25 protein-coding genes and 1 pseudogene are annotated in these 23,426 nt (G+C 65.3%); 6 read left to right on the top strand and 20 right to left on the bottom strand.

The window, feature by feature from the left end; genetic code table 11:
* Positions 1-39 precede the first annotated feature (39 nt).
* Positions 40-999, bottom strand: coding sequence for an SIR2 family NAD-dependent protein deacylase (locus tag ACX9NE_RS20080; RefSeq protein ID WP_459364214.1), 960 nt, complete (start codon positions 997-999; stop codon positions 40-42).
* Positions 1,000-1,177: 178 nt separating this feature from the next.
* On the opposite strand from ACX9NE_RS20080, the gene ACX9NE_RS20075 reads away from it, so the two are divergent.
* Positions 1,178-1,459 carry a hypothetical protein gene (locus ACX9NE_RS20075; protein WP_459364215.1) on the top strand — a complete coding sequence of 94 codons (282 nt, stop codon included), beginning with the start codon at positions 1,178-1,180 and terminating at the stop codon, positions 1,457-1,459.
* Between the two features lie 128 nt (positions 1,460-1,587).
* Here the strand turns inward: ACX9NE_RS20075 and ACX9NE_RS20070 are convergent, their stop codons facing one another.
* The 5 genes and pseudogenes from ACX9NE_RS20070 to ACX9NE_RS20050 form a co-directional block, all read right to left on the bottom strand.
* Positions 1,588-1,830: a hypothetical protein gene (locus ACX9NE_RS20070; RefSeq protein ID WP_459364216.1), complete on the bottom strand. Its 243-nt coding sequence runs from the start codon at positions 1,828-1,830 to the stop codon at positions 1,588-1,590.
* Positions 1,827-2,822, bottom strand: coding sequence for a hypothetical protein (locus tag ACX9NE_RS20065; RefSeq protein WP_459364217.1), 996 nt, complete (start codon positions 2,820-2,822; stop codon positions 1,827-1,829). The genes ACX9NE_RS20070 and ACX9NE_RS20065 overlap by 4 nt, the downstream gene beginning before the upstream one ends.
* Entirely contained in the window at positions 2,823-3,122 is a 300-nt protein-coding gene (locus ACX9NE_RS20060) for a hypothetical protein (protein ID WP_459364218.1), read from the bottom strand.
* Between the two features lie 518 nt (positions 3,123-3,640).
* On the bottom strand, positions 3,641-4,237 hold the full coding sequence (locus ACX9NE_RS20055; RefSeq protein ID WP_459364264.1) for an aldehyde dehydrogenase family protein: 597 nt from the start codon (positions 4,235-4,237) through the stop codon (positions 3,641-3,643).
* Positions 4,238-4,309: 72 nt separating this feature from the next.
* Positions 4,310-5,188 (bottom strand): annotated as a pseudogene (locus ACX9NE_RS20050) (PE family protein); the annotation flags it as partial.
* Between the two features lie 323 nt (positions 5,189-5,511).
* Between ACX9NE_RS20050 and ACX9NE_RS20045 the strand changes: the two are divergent.
* The gene (locus tag ACX9NE_RS20045; protein ID WP_459364219.1) at positions 5,512-6,684 is read left to right on the top strand and encodes a pyridoxal phosphate-dependent aminotransferase; all 1,173 of its coding nucleotides are present in this window, start codon (positions 5,512-5,514) and stop codon (positions 6,682-6,684) included.
* On the opposite strand, the gene ACX9NE_RS20040 is transcribed toward ACX9NE_RS20045, so the two are convergent.
* The 4 genes from ACX9NE_RS20040 to ACX9NE_RS20025 are packed head-to-tail and all read right to left on the bottom strand — an operon-like array spanning position 6,681 to position 9,252.
* Positions 6,681-7,118: an SRPBCC family protein gene (locus ACX9NE_RS20040; protein ID WP_459364220.1), complete on the bottom strand. Its 438-nt coding sequence runs from the start codon at positions 7,116-7,118 to the stop codon at positions 6,681-6,683. The genes ACX9NE_RS20045 and ACX9NE_RS20040 overlap by 4 nt on opposite strands.
* Before the next feature lie 37 nt (positions 7,119-7,155).
* A complete protein-coding gene (locus ACX9NE_RS20035) occupies positions 7,156-7,611 on the bottom strand; it encodes an SRPBCC family protein (RefSeq protein WP_459364221.1) in 456 nt (151 codons plus the stop codon).
* A gap of 57 nt (positions 7,612-7,668) precedes the next feature.
* Entirely contained in the window at positions 7,669-8,802 is a 1,134-nt protein-coding gene (locus ACX9NE_RS20030; protein ID WP_459364222.1) for a CaiB/BaiF CoA transferase family protein, read from the bottom strand.
* A gap of 6 nt (positions 8,803-8,808) precedes the next feature.
* Positions 8,809-9,252 (bottom strand): SRPBCC family protein, encoded by a 444-nt coding sequence (locus ACX9NE_RS20025; protein ID WP_459364223.1) that lies wholly within the window; start codon positions 9,250-9,252, stop codon positions 8,809-8,811.
* Positions 9,253-9,304: 52 nt separating this feature from the next.
* Between ACX9NE_RS20025 and ACX9NE_RS20020 the strand changes: the two genes are divergently transcribed.
* Complete coding sequence (locus tag ACX9NE_RS20020; RefSeq protein ID WP_459364265.1) at positions 9,305-11,002, top strand: alpha-keto acid decarboxylase family protein; 1,698 nt, start codon at positions 9,305-9,307, stop codon at positions 11,000-11,002.
* On the opposite strand, the gene ACX9NE_RS20015 is transcribed toward ACX9NE_RS20020, so the two are convergent.
* The 8 genes from ACX9NE_RS20015 to ACX9NE_RS19980 form a co-directional block, all read right to left on the bottom strand.
* A complete protein-coding gene (locus tag ACX9NE_RS20015) occupies positions 10,997-13,762 on the bottom strand; it encodes a cellulose binding domain-containing protein (protein ID WP_459370752.1) in 2,766 nt (921 codons plus the stop codon). The two genes, ACX9NE_RS20020 and ACX9NE_RS20015, sit on opposite strands and share 6 nt — an antisense overlap.
* 137 nt (positions 13,763-13,899) lie before the next feature.
* Positions 13,900-14,112, bottom strand: coding sequence for a (2Fe-2S)-binding protein (locus ACX9NE_RS20010; protein ID WP_459364225.1), 213 nt, complete (start codon positions 14,110-14,112; stop codon positions 13,900-13,902).
* 12 nt (positions 14,113-14,124) lie between these two features.
* On the bottom strand, positions 14,125-14,754 hold the full coding sequence (locus tag ACX9NE_RS20005; RefSeq protein ID WP_459364226.1) for a fatty-acid--CoA ligase: 630 nt from the start codon (positions 14,752-14,754) through the stop codon (positions 14,125-14,127).
* A 7-nt stretch (positions 14,755-14,761) separates the two neighbouring features.
* Positions 14,762-15,280 (bottom strand): twin-arginine translocation pathway signal, encoded by a 519-nt coding sequence (locus ACX9NE_RS20000; RefSeq protein ID WP_459364266.1) that lies wholly within the window; start codon positions 15,278-15,280, stop codon positions 14,762-14,764.
* Between the two features lie 113 nt (positions 15,281-15,393).
* Complete coding sequence (locus tag ACX9NE_RS19995; RefSeq protein ID WP_459364267.1) at positions 15,394-16,227, bottom strand: hypothetical protein; 834 nt, start codon at positions 16,225-16,227, stop codon at positions 15,394-15,396.
* 349 nt (positions 16,228-16,576) lie between these two features.
* On the bottom strand, positions 16,577-18,025 hold the full coding sequence (locus tag ACX9NE_RS19990) for a FadD3 family acyl-CoA ligase (protein WP_459364227.1): 1,449 nt from the start codon (positions 18,023-18,025) through the stop codon (positions 16,577-16,579).
* Positions 18,022-19,212: an amidohydrolase family protein gene (locus tag ACX9NE_RS19985; RefSeq protein ID WP_459364228.1), complete on the bottom strand. Its 1,191-nt coding sequence runs from the start codon at positions 19,210-19,212 to the stop codon at positions 18,022-18,024. Before ACX9NE_RS19985 ends, ACX9NE_RS19990 begins: the two co-directional genes overlap by 4 nt.
* A 108-nt stretch (positions 19,213-19,320) precedes the next feature.
* Positions 19,321-19,749 carry a lipoprotein LpqH gene (locus ACX9NE_RS19980; RefSeq protein ID WP_459364229.1) on the bottom strand — a complete coding sequence of 143 codons (429 nt, stop codon included), beginning with the start codon at positions 19,747-19,749 and terminating at the stop codon, positions 19,321-19,323.
* 112 nt (positions 19,750-19,861) lie between these two features.
* Between ACX9NE_RS19980 and ACX9NE_RS19975 the strand changes: the two genes are divergently transcribed.
* Both ACX9NE_RS19975 and ACX9NE_RS19970 read left to right on the top strand, forming a co-directional pair.
* Positions 19,862-20,626, top strand: coding sequence for an enoyl-CoA hydratase/isomerase family protein (locus tag ACX9NE_RS19975; RefSeq protein ID WP_459364230.1), 765 nt, complete (start codon positions 19,862-19,864; stop codon positions 20,624-20,626).
* Entirely contained in the window at positions 20,623-21,054 is a 432-nt protein-coding gene (locus ACX9NE_RS19970) for a hypothetical protein (protein ID WP_459364231.1), read from the top strand. The genes ACX9NE_RS19975 and ACX9NE_RS19970 overlap by 4 nt, the downstream gene beginning before the upstream one ends.
* Here the strand turns inward: ACX9NE_RS19970 and ACX9NE_RS19965 are convergent.
* Entirely contained in the window at positions 20,970-21,665 is a 696-nt protein-coding gene (locus ACX9NE_RS19965) for a TetR/AcrR family transcriptional regulator (RefSeq protein WP_459364232.1), read from the bottom strand. The two genes, ACX9NE_RS19970 and ACX9NE_RS19965, sit on opposite strands and share 85 nt — an antisense overlap.
* 207 nt (positions 21,666-21,872) lie before the next feature.
* Here ACX9NE_RS19965 and ACX9NE_RS19960 point away from each other — a divergent pair, with 207 nt between their 5' ends.
* Positions 21,873-23,144: a cytochrome P450 gene (locus ACX9NE_RS19960; protein WP_459364233.1), complete on the top strand. Its 1,272-nt coding sequence runs from the start codon at positions 21,873-21,875 to the stop codon at positions 23,142-23,144.
* 5 nt (positions 23,145-23,149) lie between these two features.
* Here the strand turns inward: ACX9NE_RS19960 and ACX9NE_RS19955 are convergent, their stop codons facing one another.
* The gene (locus ACX9NE_RS19955) at positions 23,150-23,410 is read right to left on the bottom strand and encodes a cytochrome C oxidase subunit IV family protein (RefSeq protein WP_459364268.1); all 261 of its coding nucleotides are present in this window, start codon (positions 23,408-23,410) and stop codon (positions 23,150-23,152) included.
* Between the last annotated feature and the right edge of the window lie 16 nt (positions 23,411-23,426).

Here is a 23,426-nt window from a genome sequence, read left to right as displayed (position 1 = left end):
CTAAGTTCCCTAGGCCGAAGTTACGACGGTTTGCACACTCTACTTCGCGAGCGCTTCCGCTGGGCCGATCCTTGTCAAGAAGTCGGGGAGGTCGTTCCAACTGTCAAGCCAGATCGTATTGATATCCAGAGAACGTAAGTAGCGCTGCTTTACCGGGTCGCGGCGTCCTTGGACGGTGTAGGAGGCGGGCACATTCATGCCGTATACCAGGCGGATGTCGTCGTGGAGCAGGTTGAAGTTAGGGTCGCTCAGGCTGAAGCCGACGAACAGGAATGCGGTTTCGATCATCTCGTTCCGGAGGAAGCTCAACATTTCTTTGCGCTGGGCTCTTGCCCGCGCGTAGTCGCTGCGTGTCAACACGATCGTCTCGGGCTGGTCGATCGATCCGTGTAGCTTGACCAAGTGGTGTGCCGGGGTATCGGCTCGCCGTGCTTTGAACTGCTGCTCGGAGATGCTGACCCGCAGTTGCAGGTCCGCTTGCCGGTACGCGTCTTCGATCAATTCGTCATAGTTCGTTGTAAACACCAATGGCAGATTCAAATGGACAAGCGCGGTATGGCTGGGCGTGGTCCGTACCAATGGGTAACGCGACGCGTCGAATTGGGAGAGTAGGAACTCGCGGTAGTTAGCGTCGCCGACTGTCTGGCGGAACAGCTGCGCGCAGTCGAGCGGCCCTTCCTCAATAAAGAAAGCTCGCAGTGAATCATGTTCCCTTGCTTCCGATTGGCTCACGATCTCGCGGCACATGCGGTTGATCAATTGCGGCCAGGATGGCAACGGTAAGTCATCGTCGTGGGGCACGATGTCGGTGAACGGGAAGTCGCGGGGCCACCAGCGGTCATAGCGGTTGTAGTCGAACGTGAACCGACTTTGAAACCGGGCAGCACCAAACGACAGCCCGGCTCCAAGGAATACGAGCAGCCGGCCTTGCCCGGCGATCAGGCTCTGCAATCGGTGCAGGAAGCTTGCGTTAGCTGCGTCTTCATGCCAGAAGGTCACTTGGGCTATTTTCAGCACTGCAGTCCGGGTGGGGCGAGATCGACCAAATCTGCCAGGTATCTCTTTGCTTGCCAAGCACAGGTAGTAGGAGATCGAGCTAGGAGCGGTGTTGTCGGTCGGTGTCGTTAGCTTCGCCATTAGTACTTTCCATCGCTTGCTAAGGACCCAGGAGGCAGCGTTGCGGGTTCAACAGGTGCGGTCCTCGGGTGGTGGCCCGGAGTCGTGGACGGTGGTAGATGAGCGGTTCGCGGTGGTGGATGAGGTCGATGAGATCCTGGCGCATCTGAGCGCGATCAAGCTTTCACCGGGCACGGTGCGTTCCTATGCGTTCGATCTGCGGGATCAATTCGAGTTCCTTGGTTCGCACGGGGTCGATTTGGCGCACGGTCCGTCTAGAACATTTGGGCCGATTCGTCGGGTGGCTTCGGCTGACGCCGTCGGCCCCGGTCGTCGACGGTGACAGCGTTGGCGAGTGGGGATGCGCATTGCTCGGCGGCCACGACTAGTCGCCTGTTGGCGGCGGTGGGTTCGCCTTACAAGTATCACCACCGTCACGGCGTGGACCAAGAAGCGCAATCGATCGTGAGGTCAGCTTCGTGAGTCCCGGGCTTTCTTGCCGATGAACACTGTCAATCCGCCGATCATCGCTGCTGTGGCCAAATATGTGACGTCGGAGCCGGTGGGCCGGTGCAGGTACCAGTCGATGACGGTCACGGCACCCAAGGCGGCCAGCAGTAGCGTCAACGTGATCCAGGCTCGCCGTGATCGTGCCGGAGCAGCGATGATCAAACCGACCCCGACTGCAGCAATGATCAGGGGTAGATAGCTCATTTGCATTGTGGTGGAAGCGGATGTTCTTTTCGGGTTTCGTTGAGGAACTCGCCCACGCCGCCCATTAAAGCTCCGCCTAGGGCGCCTTGGATGACACCGACGCCCTCGGTCGGTATTCCTGCAGCCAGACCGCCCAAGACCGCGCCACCGAGGGTCGCGCCCCCGAGGTCTTGCAGCAGGCTTTGCTGCTGCTCATCAAGTTTCTGCTGGCAGGCGGCGCTGCCCGGACCGGTCGCGGGTCGTGGCGCCGGCGATGGGGATGCGGGCATCGGTGGACCCGGCTGTGCAGGCGCTGGCGGTGCGGTGAGGTCCTGCTGGTACCGCGGAACGAACGCGGGCTGTGGCGGCGTCGGCGTTCCATCAGGGGTGTCCCACGGCGCAAATGGAGGTGGGTCGCCGCCGTTCTGTTTGAAGTCGGCCAGCTGGATTCCATTGCGGTAGGTGGCCGGAGCTTGCGCAACAGGGTTGGAGATCGGGTTCTCCGCAAAGCCGACGCTACCGAGACCAGCGGCTGCGGCGGCAAGTTGGCCCGCAACCTTGACCTCTGCCCCGTCCAGCTGTCCCGCGCGCAAGCGGATATCCCCGGCGAATGCATGCGCCTGGGCTTGTCGAGCGGCCTGCTCTGCCGCCGTACTGCTCGCACGGGCATCAGTGACCGATAAGTCTTCTCCCACAGTGAATCCCGCGTCCTGAGCGTCCTGGACGGCATAGAGGACCCTGCGCTGGGCTGCACTGATCTTGCTGGCGCCATTGCGCGCAGTCCAAGATGCCTGACGCAACAGATCGGCCTTTGCACTGACAATCGGCAGGTCGGCGCTCGTTCGTTGCCGCAGCGCGTCACCACCGGCGCCGTTCCAGGCAATCGCATAGGACTGGTTTCGCATCTGCAGGAACACGTCTTCCCACTGGTCGGCGGTCTTAGTCCAGTAGGCGGCTGCATCGATGAGGTGCTCGGTGCTCCATGCTCGGATTTGCGACAGGGTGGCTGGCATCTAGACCACCGTCACCTGCGTCACGGCGGCCATCTCGCTTGCGGCGCTGGCCTCTTGGTTGGCGTAACCTACGGTTGCTGTGGCTACCGCGGCAGCCGTGGCCTGAGTTCGGGTGGCCAAGGCCGCCGCCGTACCGCCGATCGCTGCGTCGATACCACTCACCGCCGCGGTAGTGGCTTGGAACGGGTGGCCAGCTGCCGGCGGCGTTGCTGTGGCGGCGAGTTGGGCGCCAAGGCCTTGCCATTGACTGGCCGTAACCCCCAGCTGACCAAGGACGACCTTCAATTCTTCCGATCCCACCCGCGCGAGTGTAAACGAGGGCACGTGGACGGGCCATACAGAGCGATCCCGCGAATCCGTTGACCATCTGACCGCATGGATCGTTGGATGCTAGGCGCACCGCCGACCACGTGGTCTCTCACTCCGGCAGGATGCCCAAACCCGAGAAATCCGATCTAGTCCCCCCGCCTCGGCCACCGCATCGGCAATTCCACTTGGCTGTTGGCAACGGCGCGTACGGCATCGCCACTGCGGCGCAACCGGCTTGCATCCGGCCTACCTCCCTCGCACAAGTTGCCTTGCATCGTTGTGCAGATGGCGATAGAAGCTGTGATCACCCCCGATCTCGGGAAACAAGACAGCCGATCTGACGACACCGACGCATTGTCGCAAGCCGGGCAAAACGGTTCGCTGGCCTACCGCAACGACCCGCTGCGGCGGCGCCGAGCCCGTGGCACGACTTTGCCAGCGGCACAATCGCTTTCAGCCGGACCCGGCGCGAGCTGGCGAACAGCACCGGCAGGGCGGCGACCAGGGCGTCATAGCTGCGCTGACGGTACGGGTACCAGTAGAACGCATGTCGCAGGTGAACGAGCTCCTCGGAGATGTGCAACTCGTCGACCATCTCCAGCAGACCGCGTTCGCCGCGCGTGAACCCCAGCCCCGCTGGCGCCCTGCCCGCCCCAGGGCGTCTCGATCGACGTGGCGACGGCGACGGCGTCGTTGTGCAGCACCACGTCGGCCAGGACCCGACGGGTCAGCCGCATCGCGTCGCAGCGGTTGCGGGTCCAGATCCAGGCGGTCAGGCCGTACTCGGTGGCGTTGGCCAGCGCGACCGCCTCGTCGGCGTCACGGACCCGGACGATCGGCAGCACCGGCCCGAAAGTCTCCTCGCGCAGGATCCTGGCGTCGTTGGGGACGTCGACGAGAACGGTCGGCTCGAACGGGGTGCCGGGTAGGTCGTCGCGCGCGCGGCCGCCGGCCAGCACCCGGGCCCCGCGGCCGACGGCGTCACCAACGTGGGCGGCGACCAAGTAGCGCTGGCCGGCGTCGATCACCGAGCCGACGTCGCCTTCAGGGCCGAGCCGTAGCTCGCGGGTGCAGGCGACGATCCGCGCGGTCAGTGCATCGGCGATCTCGTCTAACGGCTCAGACCCGCTCGACGCTGGCGCAGATCTGGCACACGTTGGCGAACGTCTGCGGCTTCAGCCACCGGGGGGCCTGCAGCCGCCGGTGCCGCCCGCACCGAACAGCGCACTACCGCCGGCACCGCCAGCCCCACCGGTGCCGGTTCCGAACCCTCCGGCGCCGCCGGCGCCGGCCAGAAACACCCCAGCGCCGCCAGCACCGCCAGCCCCGCCGAGCCCGCTAGCCACGAAAGCGGTCCCGCCAGACCCACCCGGACCGCCGGCACCGAACAGCCCGCCGGCCCCACCCACCCCACCGGCCCCGCCGCTCCGGAAGGCTGCTCTTGTCAACCCACCGGTACCGCCGGCCCCCCCGTCACCCCACAGCAGCCCCCCGGCCCCCCCGGCCCCACCCGCCCCGCCAGAGGCGACGTTCGAGTTCCCGCCCGCGCCGCCAGCCCCACCGGCGCCGAACAGCCCGGCGGCCCCGCCGGGCCCGCCGGGCCCGCCGGGCGCCCCGGACCCGCCGGCCCCGCCGTTGCCCCACAAGATCCCGCCGGCACCCCCGGCCGCCCCAGTGCCCGGGGCCGCGTTGGCGCCGTTGCCGATCAACGGGCGCCCCAACGCCGACCGGAAGGGCGCGTTAAGCACATTGAGCACGCTCTGCAGCGGCGAGGCCGCCGCCGAATCCGCAGCCGCATAGGTCTCTGCACCCGCACGCAATGACTGCACAAACTGGTTATGGAACGCCGCTGCCTGCACGCCCAGGGCCTGATAGGCATGGGCGTGGCCGGAAAACACCGCCGCAACGGCAGCCGACACCTCATCGCCGCCGGCCGCCAGCAGCCCCGTCGTCGCGGCCGCCGCGGCCGCGTTGGCGTCGCCCAGCGTCGCGCCGAGACCGGCTAAATCCATGGCCGCCGCTCCCATTGGGTCCGGAGCCGAGATCAGAAACGACATCTGACACCTCCAGCGAGTCATCACCACCACGGCAACCCTGCGATCGCCCGATCGTCATCGACCAGCAGGACAACATCGTCGCGCGGCGGGGCGCGGCGCGGCGGGGTTTCCGCGGTATTTCTGAGTCTTCGCCGTCGCGTGCCGCGGCCGTTTCGCCGGGAGCGGGTGCAATCGGTGCATGGCCCATCCAGCATGCCGACCGCATGCGCCTGGGAAGCCGGACTAGCACTGGTCCAGCTCGAGTCGTAGCGATGCTCGTCGCTCAATTGGGCCAAGCGCTCAAGCCGAGAGGTCGCAGAACTAAGGACCTAAGCTCGACCACCATGACGGTCACGCGGCTACAGCCCTACGCGACCACCGTGTTCGCTGAAATGTCGGCTCTGGCCGCGCGGATCGGCGCGGTGAACCTCGGCCAGGGTTTTCCCGACGAGGACGGCCCGCCGGAAATGCTCAGGGCCGCCCAGGACGCCATCGGCGCGGGGGTCAACCAATACCCGCCCGGCCCGGGCGCCGCACCGCTGAGGCAGGCGATCGCCGCCCAACGCCGGCGGCATTTCGGCATTGAATACGACCCTGACACCGAGGTGCTGGTCACGGTCGGCGCCACGGAGGCCATCGCCGGGGCGGTGCTGGGGCTGGTGGAACCCGGCTCGGAGGTGCTGCTGATCGAGCCGTTCTACGACTCCTACTCCCCCGTGGTGGCGATGGCCGGCGCCCACCGAGTTGCCGTACCCCTGGTCGCCGACGGCCGCGGCTTCGCGCTGGACGCCGATGCCCTGCGACGCGCGATCACCCCGCGGACCAGGGCTTTGATCATCAACTCACCGCACAATCCGACCGGCGCGGTGCTCAGCGATGCCGAACTGCGGGCGGTCGCCGAGGTGGCGGTAACGTCCGACCTGTTGGTGATCACCGATGAGGTCTACGAACATCTGGTGTACGACGGGCACACCCACGTGCCTCTTGCCGCCTTAAACGGCATGGCGCAGCGCACCGTCACCATCTCGAGCGCCGCCAAGATGTTCAACTGCACCGGGTGGAAAATCGGCTGGGCCTGCGGTCCCGCACACCTGATCGCCGGAGTGCGGGCGGCCAAGCAGTACCTGAGCTACGTCGGCGGGGCGCCGTTCCAGCCGGCGGTGGCGCTGGCGCTCGATACCCAGGACGACTGGGTGGTGACCCTGCGCAATTCGCTGCAGGACCGACGGGACCGCCTGGCGAAGGGGCTGAGCGAGATCGGCTTCGCCGTCCACGACAGCTGCGGCACCTATTTCCTGTGCGCCGATCCGCGGCCGCTGGGGTACGACGACAGCACCGCCTTCTGCGCGGCGCTGCCGGAGAAAGTCGGTGTGGCCGCGATCCCGATGTCGGCGTTCTGCGATCCGGGGGCAAAGCACGCCGAACTGTGGAATCACCTGGTGCGCTTCACCTTCTGCAAACGACCCGACACTCTCGACGAAGCGATCAGTCGACTCGCGGGGCTGCGCGACGGCTAGGGCCCCATCATGACCCGGCGTCGCAGCCCCTCGGTCGCCGCATCGAGGATCTTCTTGCGGGCCCGACTAGCCAGGAATTCGGGCAGTGGCGCCGACGGTTCGACCGTGAGCGTGAACCGCACCCGCGTCTTGTCGTCGCCCACACGGCTCAGGTTGTATTCACCGTGCTGGCCGTGTTGCTGCTTGGTCTTCTTGGCATCCCAAACCACCCAGTCCGGGCCCCAGTGATACTCGAGCAGTTCACGATCCCTGAAGCCGACCACTTTGATTGCGACCTTCACATATCGCGGGCGACCGTCCGGCCAGGTTTCCACAACCTCGGCCTGCTTGTGCACCGACGACCACAACGGCACCGCCTGCATGTCGGCAAGGGCGTCGATAATCACGTCCGGAGGTGCGTCTATGACGACTTCACTTGATGCTTGAATGGCCACTGCTGTTCAAACTAGCAATCACTGACCGGCAATAAAGTCACTTCGCATCCTGATCGTATTCCTCGCCCATAACACGTTTCTGCAGACCCTTGGCCGCTGCGTCCAGGATCTGCTCACTCGCCCGCCGGACGATGAATCCAGGTATCGGACCAGAGGGTTCGACGGTGACGTCGAACCGCACCCGCGTCCTGTCGACGCCCTCGGGTGTGAGCTTGTACTCCACGTGTTGACCGTGCTGCTGGAAGGTCTTGTCGGCGTCCCAGCACACCCAGTCCGGGCCCCAGTGGTATTCCAGAATCTCTTTGTCGACCAGACCAAGGATCTTGACCGTCGCCCGAACGTGATGTGGCCGACCGTCGGGGTAATAGTCGATCACTTCGACGTTTTTGTGCAGTGATGACCAAGACGTCAGATTGCTGACGTCTGCCAGCGCCTCCATGACCACTTCCTGGGGCGCATCAATGACGAATTCTCGTGATGCTTTTACGGCCACCGACTTCAAGCTAGCAACGACGCCGTGCACCCGGACACGGTTCGGGCAAATACTGTGTTACCAGCCTATGTCGCTGAGCGCCGTAATCACGGCCGGCGGTGGCCCCACGGGCGGGGCCGGCGTCCGGGAGAAGCGCGGCGCGGGCGCGGCCTGCTCGACACCGTGCGCAGTGATCACCGTCGACCGCGCGGTCAAATGAGCGTCCTGCGCGGCCTCTGCCCAGGTCAGCACCGGGGTCACGCACGCGTCGGTGCCGGCGAAGACCTCGGTCCACTCGTCGCGCGTTCGGCTGGCGAATTTCTCGGTGAACACCTCGCGCATCCGCGGATAGGACCCGGCGTCGAGCTGGCCGGGTACCTCATCAGCCGCCAATCCCAGGCCGCGGAGCAGGGCGGCGAAGAACTGTGGCTCGATGGCCCCGACGGCCATGTACTTGCCGTCGGCGGTCTCGTAGCACCGGTAGAACGGGGCACCGCCGTCGAGCAGGAACGATTCGCGTTGTTCGGGTAGCGCGCCGGTCGACTTCATCGTCCACATCATCTGCGCGAGCACGCTGACGCCGTCCACCATCGCCGCGTCGATGATCTGGCCCTGCCCCGAGTGCTCCCGCTCGTAGAGCGCCGTCACGATACCCAGCAGCACCAACATCGAGCCACCGCCGAAATCGGCTACCAGGTTCAGCGGCGGCATCGGTGGCCGGTCGCGATAACCCAGCGCCGACATGGCACCGGTCTGCGACAGGTAGTTGATGTCGTGGCCGGCGGTGGACGCCAGCGGTCCATCCTGGCCCCAGCCGGTGATGCGCGCATAGATCAGCCGCGGGTTGACGGCCGCGCATTCATCCGGGCCGATGCCGAGCCGCTCGCAGGTGCCGGGCCGGAAGCAGTCCAGCAGCACGTCGGCTCTGGCCGCCAATTCCAGCAACACACCGGGCTGCGACTTCACATCGAGGTCCACGATCCGCTTTCCGCGGTGCAGCAGATCACGGTCCTGGGCCGGCATCTGGAGGCCGCCTTTTCGGTGGCGACCCGTTTCCCCCGGCTTCGCCGCGCTCGCGATCGCCACGCCGGGCCGGCGCACCCGCACCACGTCTGCCCCCAGATCGGCGAGCACCATTCCGGCGTGCGGACCCGGTCCGATGCCGCCGAGTTCGATGACCTTGACCCCGGCCAGTGGCCCCCCGGCAACCACCGTCGCCTACTTGCCCTTCTTCACCTTCAGCACGCGCTCGCGCAAATCCCGGGTCGCCGAGTCGATCGTGCCCTTGACGGCCCGCTTGAGGACGAAGCCGGGCAGCGGCACATTCGGGTCCGCCAGTAGATCGAACTTGACCAGGGTGGAGTTTCCCTTGGGCTCCAGAACGTACTTTCCGTCCTGGGCCTTCTGCTGAGCCGAGCTCACCAGCTCCCAACTCACTTCGTTGTCACCCCAGGTGTAGGCCACCACTTGCTCGTCGGTGATTCCCGCGACCTTCACCTTCATCTTGACTTTGCTGGGCCGCCCGTCGGCTCCCGTCTCGAGGATCTCGGCGCTCTGATGCGGTTCGGACCACTCGGGCATCGCCTCAAAGTCGGCGATGACATCCAGGATCTCCTCTGGACTGGCTTCGATGACGATCTCGCGGGATTCTTTGATTGCCATGGACCGCACGATATCGCGGGCAGTGGCCGGCGGGAATAGCCGCGTCGGCGAAATATCCACTGCCTGGCGTACCGTCTTTTTCGTGACTGATCCCGCATACACCGTCGGTGATTATCTGCTCGATCGACTTGCCGAACTCGGCGTCACGGAGGTCTTCGGCGTTCCCGGTGACTACAACCTGGCCTTCCTTGACCACATCGTGGCCCATCCGAAGCTGCGCTGGGTCGGAAACGCCAACGAGCTCAACGCCGGCTATGCCGCCGACGGCTACGGTCGACTTCGCGGAATGTCGGCTGTGGTAACAACTTTCGGGGTTGGCGAGCTCTCGCTCGCCAACGCCATCGCGGGTAGTTACGCCGAAAACGTGCCGGTCGTCCATATCGTCGGTGGCCCGTCCAAAGACGCCCAAGCCACCCGCCGCGCCCTGCACCATTCGCTCGGCGATGGCGACTTCGAGCATTTCTTCCGGATCAGTCGCGAAATCACCTGTGCTCAAGCCAATCTGATGCCGGCAACGGCCTGCCGCGAAATCGACCGGGTGCTGTGCGAGGTGCGCGAACACAAGCGACCCGGCTACATCCTGATGTCCAGCGACGTGGCCCGCTTTCCTACCGAGCCACCTGCCGACCCGTTGCCTCGCTACGGCGGTGGCACCAGCCCCCGGGCTCTTGCGATGTTCACCGAGGCCGCCGCCACGCTGATCGGCGACCGGCAACTGACCGTGCTCGCCGACCTATTGGTCCACCGCCTGCAAGCGGTCAACGAACTCGAGTCCCTCTTGGCCGCAGACGTTGTGCCGCATGCCACGCTGATGTGGGGTAAGAGCCTGCTCGACGAGAGCTCCCCGAACTTCCTGGGCATCTACGCCGGCGCGGCCAGTGCCGAACGCGTCCGCACGGCGATCGAGCAGGCGCCGGTGCTGGTGACGGCGGGGGTGGTGTTCACCGACATGGTCAGCGGTTTCTTCAGCCAGCTGATCGATCCGACTCGCACCATCGACATCGGGCAGTACCAAAGCAGTGTCGCCGACCAGGTTTTCGCGCCGCTGGAAATGAGTGCCGCACTCACCGCGCTGGCGACAATCCTGACCGAGCGGGGGGTCACGTCCCAGCCCGTCCCACCACCGGCGGCCGAGCCACCGGCCCCCACACCAGGACACGACGAGCCGCTCACGCAACGGATGCTGTGGGACCGGCTGTGCGCGGCGCTGACTCCGGGAAACGTGGTGCTGGCCGACCAGGGTACTTCTTTCTACGGCATGGCCGACCACGTGCTGCCGCGGGGAGTCACCTTTATCGGCCAACCCCTTTGGGGCTCAATCGGTTACACGTTACCCGCAGCAGTCGGTGCGGCGGTGGCGCACCCGGATCGCCGAACGGTTTTGCTGATCGGCGACGGAGCGGCGCAGTTGACCGTGCAGGAGCTGGGCACCTTTTGCCGGGAAGGGTTGTCGCCCGTCATCGTCGTGGTCAACAACGACGGCTACACCGTCGAACGCGCCATCCACGGACCAGCCGCGCCATATAACGACATCGTCGGCTGGCGCTGGACGGAGGTTCCCCACACGCTGGGCGTCACCAATCATCTGACGTTCAGAGCGACAACCTACGGCGAACTCGACGAGGCGCTCACGGCCGCCGCCGAACACAAGGACCGCATGGTGTTCGTGGAGGTGGTATTGCCGCGACTCGAAATCCCACCGCTGCTGGGCCAACTCGTGGGGAGCATGCACCCGACACCCCGCTCATAGCCGGGGCGCGCCTTCGATCTGCTCGAAGATCTTCGAGAACTGGAACGGGGATTGCACGATTCCGCTTCCGTTGACGGCATCCACCGCACCCAAGGTGCCGGAGACATCGCGCGGCAGCTCCCACATGGAAAGTTCGCCGATGTGGTTCTGCACGGCAAAGCTGGTCAGCTTCTGCGCGTCGGCCAGGGTGAAGATCTCGAGCGGGTCGTCGTTGATGCCAACCAGTGGCGTCACCCCGAGCATCGACCAGGCCTGCTGGCTTGACATCGACGGATACAGCGTCAGCAACTGACTGTGGGTGGCCGTTGCGGCGTCGATCGCGTACTGGCCCATGCCGGGGTTCCCAGGTTGATCGAATCCGTTGCCGTAGTCCATCGCCATGATATTCACGTGTGAGATGTTCACGCCGTTGGCCGTTGCCGTCTGCAGAACATTCAAGCCCCCGCCCTGCCCCGGGGTCAGGCCGGTCGGCAGCACCGGAAGAGTGTAAGAGACGGATACGGGTGTGCCGTTGGCCGCCATCTGCTGCTGCAGCAGGGCGATGGCCTTCGACTGGGTCGACATCGCCTGGGTGTTGCCCTGCAGCGCGCCTTCGACATCGAAGTCGAGGTTGTAGATGTGATAGGTGTTCACTACCGACGCGTACTGCTGCGCCAGTGCGGCAGGGGTCTGACCGCTGACCGCGGACAGGTCCGTGCCCGAAGCGCCACCGAACGAGATGGTGCCGGTGATGCCGGCGTTTCGCATGCTGGCGATCTGGTTTTCGATGAAGGCGCTCTGCGAGCCGCCGGTGACGTCGTACGCCGGATAGCCACCCCAGGCCGCGTGACCGGAGGGGTCGGCGTTAATGAACGCGAGGGTCGCGTGGGTCACCCCGTTCTGGGCAGCGGGGGCGAAGTCGTAGCCGTTCGGTCCGGGCCAGAGGGTGACGTCGACATAGGGCGAGTACACGCCGGTGCCGGTGCCGGTGCCAGTTCCGGTGCCAGTGCCAGTTCCGGTGCCGGTGCCAGTTCCGGTTCCGGTTCCGGTGCCGGTGCCGGTGCCGGTGCCAGTTCCGGTTCCGGTGCCACCCGTCGATGTGCCACCGCCCGTCGTGCCGCCGCCGGTCGTGCCGCCGCCCGTCGTGCCGCCGCCGGTCGTACCGCCGCCGGTCGTGCCGCCGCCGGTCGTACCGCCGCCTCCGGTGACATGCTGGCCGTTGAGCATCACATTGGTTGGCGGCGAGTAAGAGCCGGTCTGTGTGCCCTGCAAGCCGACGGTCACCGAGCTACCGGGGGCAATCGTCTGCGTCCACGACTCCGGGGTCACCGTGTAATGCGTGCCTGATTGAGCAATATGACCACTCCAGGCACTGCTGACGGATTCGTTTGCCGGCAGATCGAATTGGAGTTGCCAGTTGGTCACCGGAGTCGTACCGGTGTTGGCGATCTTGTAGTCGGCGATGAAGCCGTTGTCCCAGTGCGACGTTGCGGTATACGTCGCGGTCAGCCCAGTGCCGCCGGTGCTCGTTCCGCCACCCGTCGTCGTCCCACCCGATGTACCCGTGCCCGTGCTGCCGGTTCCCGTGCCTGTTCCGGTTCCCGTGCCCGTTCCCGTTCCCGTGCCCGTTCCGGTCCCCGTTCCCGTCCCCGTGCCCGTTCCCGTCCCCGTGCCCGTGCCCGTTCCGGTCCCCGTGCCCGTGCCCGTTCCGGTCCCCGTGCCCGTGCCCGTTCCGGTCCCGGTCCCCGTCCCTGTTCCGGTCCCCGTTCCGGTGCTGCCGGTGCCCGTGTCACCGACCGGGTGGCCGTTCACCAAGAGATTTGTCGGTGGCGAGTACGACCCGGAGTGCGCCGCTTGGAACCCCACAGTGACCGAGCTACCAGGGGCAATAGTGCTGTTATAGCTTTCCGGCGTCACCGTGTATTGCGTGCCCGATTGTGACACGTGTCCGTTCCACAAATTTGTGATGGATTCATTTGCCGGCAGATTGAATTGAAGCTGCCAGTTGCTCATAGGGGCGGTCCCGGTGTTCGTGATCGTGTAATTGGCGACGAACCCGTTATTCCACTGCGAGGAGGTCGCATAAGTGGCCGTCAGGCCGGTGCCGGCACTGCTGGCCGCAGTCGTCGCGGCGCCGACCGCGGCTGTCGCAGCCGAGGGCGTGGTCGCGGCCGTCGCCGGCGAGGGCGTAGTCGCGGCTGTCGCAGCCGTCGCCGCCGAGGGCGTCGTCGCGGCCGTCGCCGCGCCGCCACCCGAGGCGCTCGCGGCACCCACTCCGCTTCCCGCGCCGGCAGTGCCGGCGCGCGGCGCGGCAGTGCCTGAGGAGGGCTGTGCCGCCGCAGTACCGGACGTCGTCGTGTCGGACGATCTCAAGCTCGCCTGGGCTTTCGCTGCGTCACCCGACGCCGAGGCGGCCGCAGCGGCACCACCGCCGGCCCGTCCGGTGGCGGCATTCACCACACTGGACACCTGCTGACCGAGCCCCCGCAGCAACGACGCACCGCTTGCCTCAGCGCCGGCGTACGACCCGGCGGCCGCCGTCAGGCCTTGCACCACGCGAGACGCGAACGCCGAGGCTTCTGCACTGAGCAGCTGATACTCAAGTGCATGGGAGTTGAACAACCCCGCGATGGCTCCCGAAATCTCGTCGGCAGCAGCCGCCAGTATCTTCGTTGTCGGAGCCGCCGCGGCGTTATTCAAACCACTCAAATTAGAATTGATTTCTGAAATAGAATTTGCAGTTGCCGCCAGAGCATCAGGTGTTGTTATCAGGTATGACATGCCCATCTTCCTTGATCACGTGCCAATAACTTGCTTATAACGAGCGGATAACAAGGAGAATTGCGGACGCATCACAGCGTGTCAACCATTTGACCTGCCCAGAATTTCTAAGGTTTCCGTAAGCCGTGGTCAGGGAGTTAGGAACCGAGCGCAGGGCGACACGCGGGCACCGCGGGATCTTCGGCAGATCGGTCCGCGGCGGCGATGATGGCCCGGACGGTACGCCGACAGCGCCCGCAATCGGTACCGGCCCCGCAAGCAGCGGCGACCTGGTTGGTCGTCGACGCGCCGGCCGCAACGACGTCCGCCACCTGTTGGCTCGTGACGCCGTTACACAGGCACACGAACATCGAGTGATCCGATCACTCCGCCTCGATCCGCATCATGTCGAAATAGCGACCGACGAACAGCGGCGGGTAAGCACCCACGCCCGCACCGCCCCGCATCCACTGCGCCGTCGCGTCGGGGTGGTCGATCCACTCTCGCGCGCTGTCCTCATCGGGGAACTCCTGCAGGATCAATACTTCATGAGAATCATCGAATGCCCGGAACACCCACGTCTTTCGCACGCCCGCCGCGGTGAACCGGTCCACGGCCTCGCCGACCTGGGCGGTCAGCCCCGACACGTCGTCCACCGACGCGAATGCGGCCAACACCACGCCGGGCGCCTTCGGTGCTGTGGGCGCGGTGGTAATGAACCTTTCGACGATCTCGCCGGCGAACACCGCCGGAATGTCCTCCACGCCAGCCTCATCGAACCAATCGAAGAACACTCGCGAACGCAGTAGCTCCACTATCGGCTCGCGACTGTGCACGCCGATCATCACCAGCACACGGCCGTAATCATGCGTCGACACGTAGACAAGCACATGGTGGGCGCCAATGTCAGCGAGCGCCGCTTTGTTGCGTTCGAGCAGCGGCCACACCCGGGTCGGGTCAGGGATGCGGTAGTCCGACGCGATCACCATCGAGTGAATGTCGCCGTCGCTCATCGCACCCCTAAGCCGGATTGAACTGCGAAATCAGCCACTTTCCATCGGCTTTCGTCAAAGTGACGAGCACGCTGCTGGAACTTGTCGCGGGCTCGGGCCGGTCCCGGCTCTGCGTGCTCTGGTTGATGAACAGCAGCACGACGGCCGAGTCGGGATGAAATTCGGTCAGTGCGCCACGCAATACCACCGCCGTGGTCTTGACGGCCTTCTGCTTGGCAGCGGGGGCGACGATCTGCTGTGTGAACTGGTCGTAATACGACAGGAAGTCACCGGTCAGATGAGCCCGCGCGGTGGAGAAGTCGCGGTCGAGAGTGTCCGGGGAATACGACAGGATGGCGATCGTTCCATCGCTGGCAGCCGCGATCGCCTCTTTGGCCGCAGCGGCATTTACCGCGTGGTCCGGTCGGTACGAGAACCAGTACACACCTGCCAGGCCCACAAGCGACCCCAGGGTAACCAGAGTCAATATGACGACACCGACCTTCGGCGACCACTTGCTCCGCTTCCGGGACGTGCGATTCCTCATCCGGCCGGTCAGGCGGTGCAACCGTCCGGCACGCGGTTCCTCGACAGCGCCGGCCACTTCGGCGACTTCGGTGTCCTGCGCGACCTCGTCGTCGATCGCGGTTTCCTCGGGGGTCACGGGACGAACTCGACCTTCGACATCTTGAGCTGCCCACCGTCACGAGTGACCGTCACGATCAGTCGGTACTTTCGTGGATCCTGTTTGGCACCAGCGGCATTGGTGACCTCTGAGGTGCTGGAGACCAGCACCACCGCCGAATTATCGGTCATGGAGTCGAGCTCCACCGCCGTGGCTTGAACGGACCCTTGCGACACCACCTTTGACTGCTCGACGACGTTGGTGAAATCCTCAGCCATCTTCAAGAAGTCGTCCTTGAACGTCCCTGTTGAGACGTCCAGGATGTTCTTCACCCCTTCCTTGGCGTGCTCGAAGTCCAGCGATGTCAGGGTCACGACGCCCTGTCGCGCCGCTGCGGCGTACTCGGCCACCTGCTGACGCTCGCGGACCGCCTGCTTGTGCAGCATCGCCATTTCGACGCCGGCCCCCACGGCGACGAGCGATACGACGACGGCAACCACCGCAGCGACCGACGACCACTTGGGAATTGCCGGCCAGCGTCGATCGGGCTCGGAAACCGCGATTTTCGGCGTACCGTCGTCGGCCCCGGCCGTTTCAGCCTCGGCCGCCTTCGGCTCAGTCTCGGCTACCGGGGATCCTTCGGCGGGCTCGCGTTCTTCGGTCTCCCCCCCGGCTACGGCTTCCACAGGTGCCGGAGGCCCGTTTGCCTCGGCGGGTGCGACCACGGTGTCTGCTTCGGCAGCTGCCCCGGCATCGGCGAGGCCAGCCTCACGACGCAGCTTGATCGCACGGGCGCGAGCACGGGCCGCAGCGGCAAGCGCTTCAGCTTCGGCGGCCTCCGCCTCGGCTTGATCAGCCAGCGAGCGCATCTCCTCGGCAGTGCGAGGTTGCTCGTCGCTCAATCTCAACTCCTCTACCGCTTGCCCGCCGGCGCCAGATTTGCTTGTAGCCGCCGGCTATCCGGCCGGGTCCGCTGAGTCCGATGCCGCGCCGGACACGACGGGCCGGTGTTGGCCAACCCTACTCGGCACCCACAACGGCGGCGAACAATCCGAAGGCGTACCACCACTCCCATCGGCAGTCCGCGGAGAGGAAGATTATCATCTTGCGCCCGACAGGCCACCGCCAGCTTCCCTGTCTGGGGCAACTGAGGCCGCTCACGCTGGGGAAATGGCGTTCTCCTTTTGGGTATACCGTCTCAAGGATCGCGGTCTGCGGTCAGCGGAGTAGGTCTTTGACTACCTTGCCGGTCGCATTCAGCGGTAACGCCTCGAGGAACTCGACCGATCGCGGCACTTTGTACCCCGCCATGCGGTCCCGGCACCAGCCGATCAGTTCTGCCGCGCTGACCGGACCTTTGCGGACGACGAACGCCTTCCCGATCTCACCGAGCCGCTCATCCGGAACGCCGATCACCGCCGCCTGCGCCACCGCTGGGTGATTGAGCAGAAGGCCCTCGATCTCGGCCGGATAGGCATTGAATCCGCCGACGATGAACAGGTCCTTTTTCCGGCCGGCGATGCGTAGCCGACCGCCGTCGTCGAGGTACCCCAGGTCGCCGGTATGCAGCCAGCCGTCGTCGTCGATCGTCTCCGCGGTCGCGCGAGGATCGTCAAGATACCCCTGCATGACGCCGTAGCCGCGCACCAGTACCTCGCCGTCGCCACCGATGCGCACCTCCACCCCGTCGCAGGGCAGACCCGCGGTTGTGGCCACCTCCTCGAGGGAATCGCCGGGCCTCGACAAGGTCACGTTGCCGGCTTCGGTCAGGCCGTAACCGGTCATCAAGGTCTGAAACGGCAACTCGTCGTGAACGCGGCGGACGAGTTCGACCGGAATGTCTGCGGCACCGGTCACGCCTGCACGCAACGTCGACAGCCGCGTTTTGTCGGCGACGGCAAGTAGCGACTGGTAAATCGTCGGTGGACCGGGAAGCATCGTGATATGTTCACGCTCAATAAGATTCACCATGGAGTTCGCGTCGAACACCGGGACCGGCAGCATCGTGGCGCCGCGCAGGAACGAGGTGACCAGTCCGGCTTTGAGCCCGAACGTGTGGAAGTAGGGATTGATCTGCAGATAGCGGTCGCCTGGACGCAGATCGGCGAGCGTCGCCCACTCGTCGTACATCCGCAGCGTCTGTTGATGATTCATCATCGCGCCCTTCGGGCGCCCGGTCGTACCGGAGGTGAAGATGATGTCGGAGATGTCGGACCCGGCTACCGGGCACTCGAAAGGCGTACCGGCGGAAAGGAAGCCAGATTTGAGGTCGATGACGGGGACGCCCGCGGGCACCGAGTAGTCCTGGCCGAGGAATCCCTGCTCGATCAGTACGGCCTTGACTCGGCTGCGCAGGATGATGTCAGCCGCCTCGTCCGCCTTGAAGCGGGTGTTGATCGGAACCAGGACCCCGCCCGCGGTGAGCAGCCCGAACGCCGCGACGATCCACTCCGCCGAATTGGGCGCCCAGACGGCCACCCGGTCGCCCCTGCCGACTCCGAGCTGAGCAAAAGCGCCTGCGGCGCAACGTATCCGATCGACAATCTCATCGAAGGTGTAGCGCAGCGGACCGTCGACGACCGCTTCGGCATCCCCGAATCGGTCCGCCGCGCTCAAGACCATCTCCGGGATGGTCTGCCAGGCCTGATGGGCCGGGTGGCCCGTCACACCGTGACGAGCCGACCGAGATTACCGCCCATGATCTTCGCCTGATCCTCGACGGCGAGATGCGACAGCGCGTTGATGTAATAAGTCGGCTCCGCCAGTCCCTCCGGGTGCGGCCAGTCCGAACCGTAGAGCACCTGGTCCACCCCGACCAGGTTGATCAGATCGTCGATGCCGTCTTCGAAGAACGGGCTCACGTAGATCCGGTTCTTGACCGTCTCGACCGGGTCGCTGGCGAACGCTTCCGGGGCCTTCCGGAAGACCTCGGCCAGCCCGTCCAGCAGCGGGGTCATCCACTTCGAACCAGCCTCGACGATCGCGACCTTCAGCTTGGGGTGGCGGTAGAGCGCACCGTGGATCACCCACGAGCCCACCGCATCCTGGATCGGCCGCCATTCGTTGAGGATGCCCATCGCATTGGTCTGGAACGGCAGCATCTCCTGGTCGGCGCCGTCCCACTCGGAGGTGTAACGAGAGTAGCCGCTGTCGCTGGAGTGCATGCCGACCAGCAGGTCGTACTCCACGACCCGCTCCCAGAACGGGTCGAACTCGGGCAACGCAAACGACCGCGGCCCGCGGAATCCGGGGACCGGCGCCGGACGGATCAGGATGCAACGGGCGCCACGCTTGACCACCCACTCCAGCTCCTCGATGGCCTTCTCCACGATCGGCAGGGTGATCACCGGGGTGGTGAAGATGCGGTTCTCGTAGTTGAAACCCCAGACCTCGTCCAGCCACTGGTTCAGCGCATGGATCAGGACGTGGATGGCCACCGGGTCGTCGCGCAGCCGCTCCTCGATCAGGCTCGCCAGCGTCGGGAACATCAGGGTGCGGTCCAGGCCCAGTTCGTTCATCTTCTCCAGGCGCGGCCCGGGCTCGAAGAACGCCGGTATCGCCCGCATCGGTTCTCCGAACAGCTCGCGCTTGGTCTTGCCGTCCGGGTTGCCGTACTTGAAGTACTCCTCCCAGGCCCCCGGCCGGGCGACGACCTCGAAGGTCGGGTTGGGAATGTAATTGCTGATCACGCCGCGGAGCGCGATCTTGGTGCGCCCGTTGACCTGGACGTACTGGACGAAGTCCCGGTACTCCTTGGGCAGGAACTTGGTCAGCGCCTCCGGCGGCTCGTACAGGTGGTTATCCGCGTCAAAGAGCGGGAACGGGACGTCCTCACGATGCGACAGCTGCCCCATGAAATCCTCCTTCGCAATTTACGAGAATCCTATTCTCTAGGCCTGCTGTTTGGCAACGCGGGTCCGCGAGCTGGGGGCATCTCCCGCTTGCGGGGCAGGCAAGTCTGATCAGCACTTGGCGGTGATCCGGAAATCCACCGTGGCCGCCTCGGTCGGTTTCGCCGTCGTGGCGCCGTTGACCGTTCCGGTGATCACGAAGTTGCCGCCGTCGAAGCGGGTGTCGGCAGCGCCGCCGCCGCCCGGCGAAGAGGTCGTGGTTCCGGTGAAGCCGCCGAAATTGTGGAAGCGCACCGAGATGGTGGTGGCGGGGTGCTGACGCTGGTCGAGGACGGCAGTGGCTCCGGACTCGTCGTTGCCCAGGGCGATGGTTCGGTACCACTCCTGCTGATAGCACCTGACCAGGTCGGGTCGCACTTCGGTGCCGTTGACGGTCACCGTTGCGGTACTCGCGAGCTGCCCCTGTGACGGTGTGCTGCAGGCGCCGAGGATAGCCACCGCGAATGCCGCCGATGTCACTGCCGCGGTTCTGTTCTGCACCTGCCACCCCCATGAACAACTTCCGTCAGCTTCTGGACCTGCACCGATGATGCTATTCTCCGGATACGAGAATGCCAATATCGCTGTTCTCGCGCCCGAGGAGCCAATCAGCATGGTCGACCTGGAGTTCGACGAGTTCGACGCCGGGGTGGCGGTGCTCACCATCGATCGCCCGCATGCCCGCAACGCCATCGCGCCGGAGACGATGGGACAGCTGGAGCAGGCCCTGCACGCGGCCGCCGGTGCCCGTGCCCTGGTCATCAAGGGCGCCGGTGACCGCGCTTTCGTCTCCGGTGGTGACCTCAAAGAGCTGAGCGCGCTGCGCACCGAGGAGGACGCGGCGGCGATGGCCAGACGGATGCGGGCCGTGTGCGATCAGATCGCCGCCTTCCCGGCTCCGGTGATCGCGGCGTTGAACGGTCACGCCTTCGGCGGTGGTGCCGAAGTGGCGGTGGCCGCCGACATCCGGGTTGCCGCTGACGACGTCAAGATCGCGTTCAATCAAGTGCAGCTGGAGATCATGCCGGCATGGGGCGGTGCCGAGCGGCTGGCCGCAATCGTGGGCAAGAGCCGGGCACTCCTGCTGGCGGGCAGCGGCATTGCGCTCGGCGCTGCAGAGGCCGAGCGCATCGGGCTGGTGGACGTGGTGCTGCCGCGCGAATCGTTCGATACAACCGACAAGGGTTGGCGGTCGGTCGCCACCTCGCTGGCCCGTCGTCCGGTGGCTGAGATAAAGCGGGTGATCGGCGGAGTTCCCGCCGATGACGCGATAGCATCGTTTGCGCGCCTGTGGGTGGCCGACGCGCATTGGCAGGCCGCAGATCGGGTTATGAACCGCACAGTCGATCCGCACCCGGCAGCCGGAGGAGCGATATGACGACTAGCACAAGCAGACCGCTCAGCGCTGGTGCCGCAGCGCTGCTGGCCGGAGCTGGTCTGCTGTGTGGCCCCGGACAGGCGAACGCCGACGACGACCCACCCATGCATCAGGTGGTCTACACCATCTCGGCCAAGAACCCGATCTACGCCGACATCTACTACCAAGACCAGGACCCGACCAAGTTCTCGGATTACAGCCACAACCCATACACCTTCACGCCGAACATCCAGGCCGACATCGCCCCTGGCCGGTCGTGGGTCCAGCAGGTGATGCTCATCAATCCCGAAGCGTGGGCGATGGTCAGCGTCAGCACCGGGCGCCAACCGGGTACGCCGGGGTTTCACTGCACCTTGTCGGTTGACGGGAACGTCGTCGTCTCCAAGGACGGAGACAAGGGCGTGCTCTGTTCGTTGCGGACCTGGTGACCTGCCGGCTGCGCAGGCATGTCCGTCACTGGTTCGCCTTCCAGACGGCGCAGGTGGTACTCGACGAAGTCGATGGTCTCGGTGTGACCGCTCGACATGCCCAGGGCCTGTTCGAGCACCAGAAACCGGGACAGGCTACTCATGAGCACGGTCCACACCACCGGCGGTACATCATCGGTGTTCACCGCATACCGTTTCAAGGCCGAAGCGATGACCCGGCGTTGTTCTTCGCGGAATCGTTCGGCGTAGTAAGCGATTTCCGCCCGCATCTCCTTGCGGTGGTTGGCCAGCGCCATGAACTCCATCGAGATGCGGGTGAAGCCCGGGTCGGCTCCGAACCTCCACAGGGCCCATAACGGCTGCGGCGACTGCAGTACCCGCGCCTGCGCCTGCAGGCCCTCCTCGGCGCGCCGGCGGAAGACGGCCAGAAACAGCTCTTCCATGGTCCTGAAGTAGTAGTGCACCAGCTGCGGCTTCAGCCCGGCCTTGTTCGCCAGCCGCCTCGAAGTCACTGCGGCGTAGCCTTCTTCGAGCATCAACCGTTCGGCCGCGTCGAGCAGCAAACCGCGATTCTTCGCGTCCGGCGCCCCGATCCTGCGGGCCGATGTCATGCCGCTTCTCCGCACTGTCTGCACTCACCTGGTGGTCACGCCGATCGTAGTCACCGGACTGCGCTGGTCCGACCGCGCAACCTTGACCCTGACATTACCTGTCTGCTAAGCAAGTGCTCAGCAGAGCATCTCATCCGGGCGGCGCCAGCTCTCGTCGCCGACTCAGCATGGCACCTCACGGAGCCGGCTTAAGGAGGCACGCACGACATGAGCAACTACGACACCATCGACTTTTTCACCGATCCGGCGCTGGTCCCCGATCCACACCCGTACTTCGACTATCTGCGTAGCCGCAACCCGGTCTTGCGGCTCCCGCACTACGGGGTCGTTGCCGTCACGGGGTACGAAGAGGCCACCGCTGTCTACAAGGACACCGATTCGTTCTCGAACTGCGTAGCACTGGGCGGTCCGTTCCCGCCGTTGCCGTTCACGCCGGAGGGCGACGACATCAATGCCCAGATCGACGCACATCGGGAAAGCTTTCCGATGTATGAACACATGGTCACCATGGACCCGCCCGAACACAGCCGGGCCCGGTCGATCCTGAGCCGTCTGCTGACCCCGAGCCGGCTCAAACAGAACGAGGAGTTCATGTGGCGCCTCGCCGACCGTCAGCTCGACGAGTTCCTGGTCAACGGGGAATGCGAGTTCATCGGCGAATATTCAAAGCCGTTCGCCACGCTGGTGATTGCTGATCTGCTCGGGGTTCCTGAAGAAGACCATAAGGAGTTCCGGGTGGTCCTGGGTGCTGACCGCCCCGGCCGTGTGGGAGGTCTCGACCACGAGTCGGTTGGCGTCAACCCGTTGGAGTTTCTGGACGAGAAGTTCTCCGCCTACATCGACGACCGGCGCGCGCACCCGCGCGACGATGTGCTGACGGCACTGGCCACCGCCAGGTACCCGGATGGTTCAACGCCGGAGGTCATCGACGTAGTCCGCTCGGCCACTTTCCTTTTCGCGGCCGGGCAGGAGACCACAGCCAAGCTCCTGAGCGCTGCATTGCAGGTGATCGGCGAGAGGCCGGACATCCAGCGGCAGCTCCGTGAGGACCGGGCCCTGATTCCCGGGTTCATCGAGGAATCGCTGCGCATGGAGAGCCCGGTCAAGAGCGACTCGCGGCTGGCCCGGCGGAACACCCAGGTGGCCGGGGTTGAAATTCCAGCAGGCACCGTGGTGATGGTGTTACCCGGTGCGGCCAACCGTGACCCGCGCCGGTTTGAGAATCCGCATGAGTTCCAGCTCGACCGCAAGAACGTCCGGGAGCACATGGCTTTCGCACGTGGTGTGCACTCCTGCCCGGGCGGGCCGCTGGCTCGGGTGGAGGGCCGGGTCTCCATCGAGCGCATCCTGGACCGGATGGCCGACATCGGAATCGACGAGGCACATCACGGACCCGCCGGCGACCGCCGCTATACCTACGAACCGACGTATATCCTGCGGGGGCTCAACCAATTGCACCTCACGTTCACGCCGCAGTAGGGGCTTCAGCGAAGGGCCAAGCCGACGAAGTAGCTGCCGAACAGTCCGGCGGCGATCAGCAGCACCCAGGCGTCCGTCAGCCGGCGAAGCAGTGCCGGGGCTTGCCTGACTTCCATGAACTCGCGAAAAATGATGCGCACCTTGACGAGTGCGATGACGATGACGCATGACGTGATCACGACGTTGGACCGCAGCGAGCCATCGGCGGAATGGTCCAGCCATAAGTAGCTCACCGTCAGCGCGGCCAGCGCCACCCACACAACCATGAGCCTCTTGTTGAAT

Source organism: Mycobacterium sp. ML4 (assembly GCF_054515735.1).
The sequence above is the reverse complement of the archived record's forward strand: the minus strand, read 5'-3'. Positions and strand labels throughout refer to the sequence as shown.

Excerpts from the sequence above, each read along its gene's own strand:
- ACX9NE_RS20070 (WP_459364216.1), bottom strand. The coding sequence starts at position 1,830 with ATGAGCTATCTACCCCTGATCATTGCTGCAGTCGGGGTCGGTTTGATC.
- ACX9NE_RS20065 (WP_459364217.1), bottom strand. The coding sequence starts at position 2,822 with ATGCCAGCCACCCTGTCGCAAATCCGAGCATGGAGCACCGAGCACCTC.
- ACX9NE_RS20045 (WP_459364219.1), top strand. The coding sequence starts at position 5,512 with ATGACGGTCACGCGGCTACAGCCCTACGCGACCACCGTGTTCGCTGAA.
- ACX9NE_RS20025 (WP_459364223.1), bottom strand. The coding sequence starts at position 9,252 with ATGGCAATCAAAGAATCCCGCGAGATCGTCATCGAAGCCAGTCCAGAG.
- ACX9NE_RS20015 (WP_459370752.1), bottom strand. The coding sequence starts at position 13,762 with ATGTCATACCTGATAACAACACCTGATGCTCTGGCGGCAACTGCAAAT.
- ACX9NE_RS20010 (WP_459364225.1), bottom strand. The coding sequence starts at position 14,112 with ATGTTCGTGTGCCTGTGTAACGGCGTCACGAGCCAACAGGTGGCGGAC.
- ACX9NE_RS20005 (WP_459364226.1), bottom strand. The coding sequence starts at position 14,754 with ATGAGCGACGGCGACATTCACTCGATGGTGATCGCGTCGGACTACCGC.
- ACX9NE_RS20000 (WP_459364266.1), bottom strand. The coding sequence starts at position 15,280 with ATGAGGAATCGCACGTCCCGGAAGCGGAGCAAGTGGTCGCCGAAGGTC.
- ACX9NE_RS19995 (WP_459364267.1), bottom strand. The coding sequence starts at position 16,227 with ATGCGCTCGCTGGCTGATCAAGCCGAGGCGGAGGCCGCCGAAGCTGAA.
- ACX9NE_RS19985 (WP_459364228.1), bottom strand. The coding sequence starts at position 19,212 with ATGGGGCAGCTGTCGCATCGTGAGGACGTCCCGTTCCCGCTCTTTGAC.
- ACX9NE_RS19975 (WP_459364230.1), top strand. The coding sequence starts at position 19,862 with ATGGTCGACCTGGAGTTCGACGAGTTCGACGCCGGGGTGGCGGTGCTC.
- ACX9NE_RS19970 (WP_459364231.1), top strand. The coding sequence starts at position 20,623 with ATGACGACTAGCACAAGCAGACCGCTCAGCGCTGGTGCCGCAGCGCTG.
- ACX9NE_RS19965 (WP_459364232.1), bottom strand. The coding sequence starts at position 21,665 with ATGACATCGGCCCGCAGGATCGGGGCGCCGGACGCGAAGAATCGCGGT.
- ACX9NE_RS19960 (WP_459364233.1), top strand. The coding sequence starts at position 21,873 with ATGAGCAACTACGACACCATCGACTTTTTCACCGATCCGGCGCTGGTC.
- ACX9NE_RS19955 (WP_459364268.1), bottom strand. The coding sequence starts at position 23,410 with ATGGTTGTGTGGGTGGCGCTGGCCGCGCTGACGGTGAGCTACTTATGG.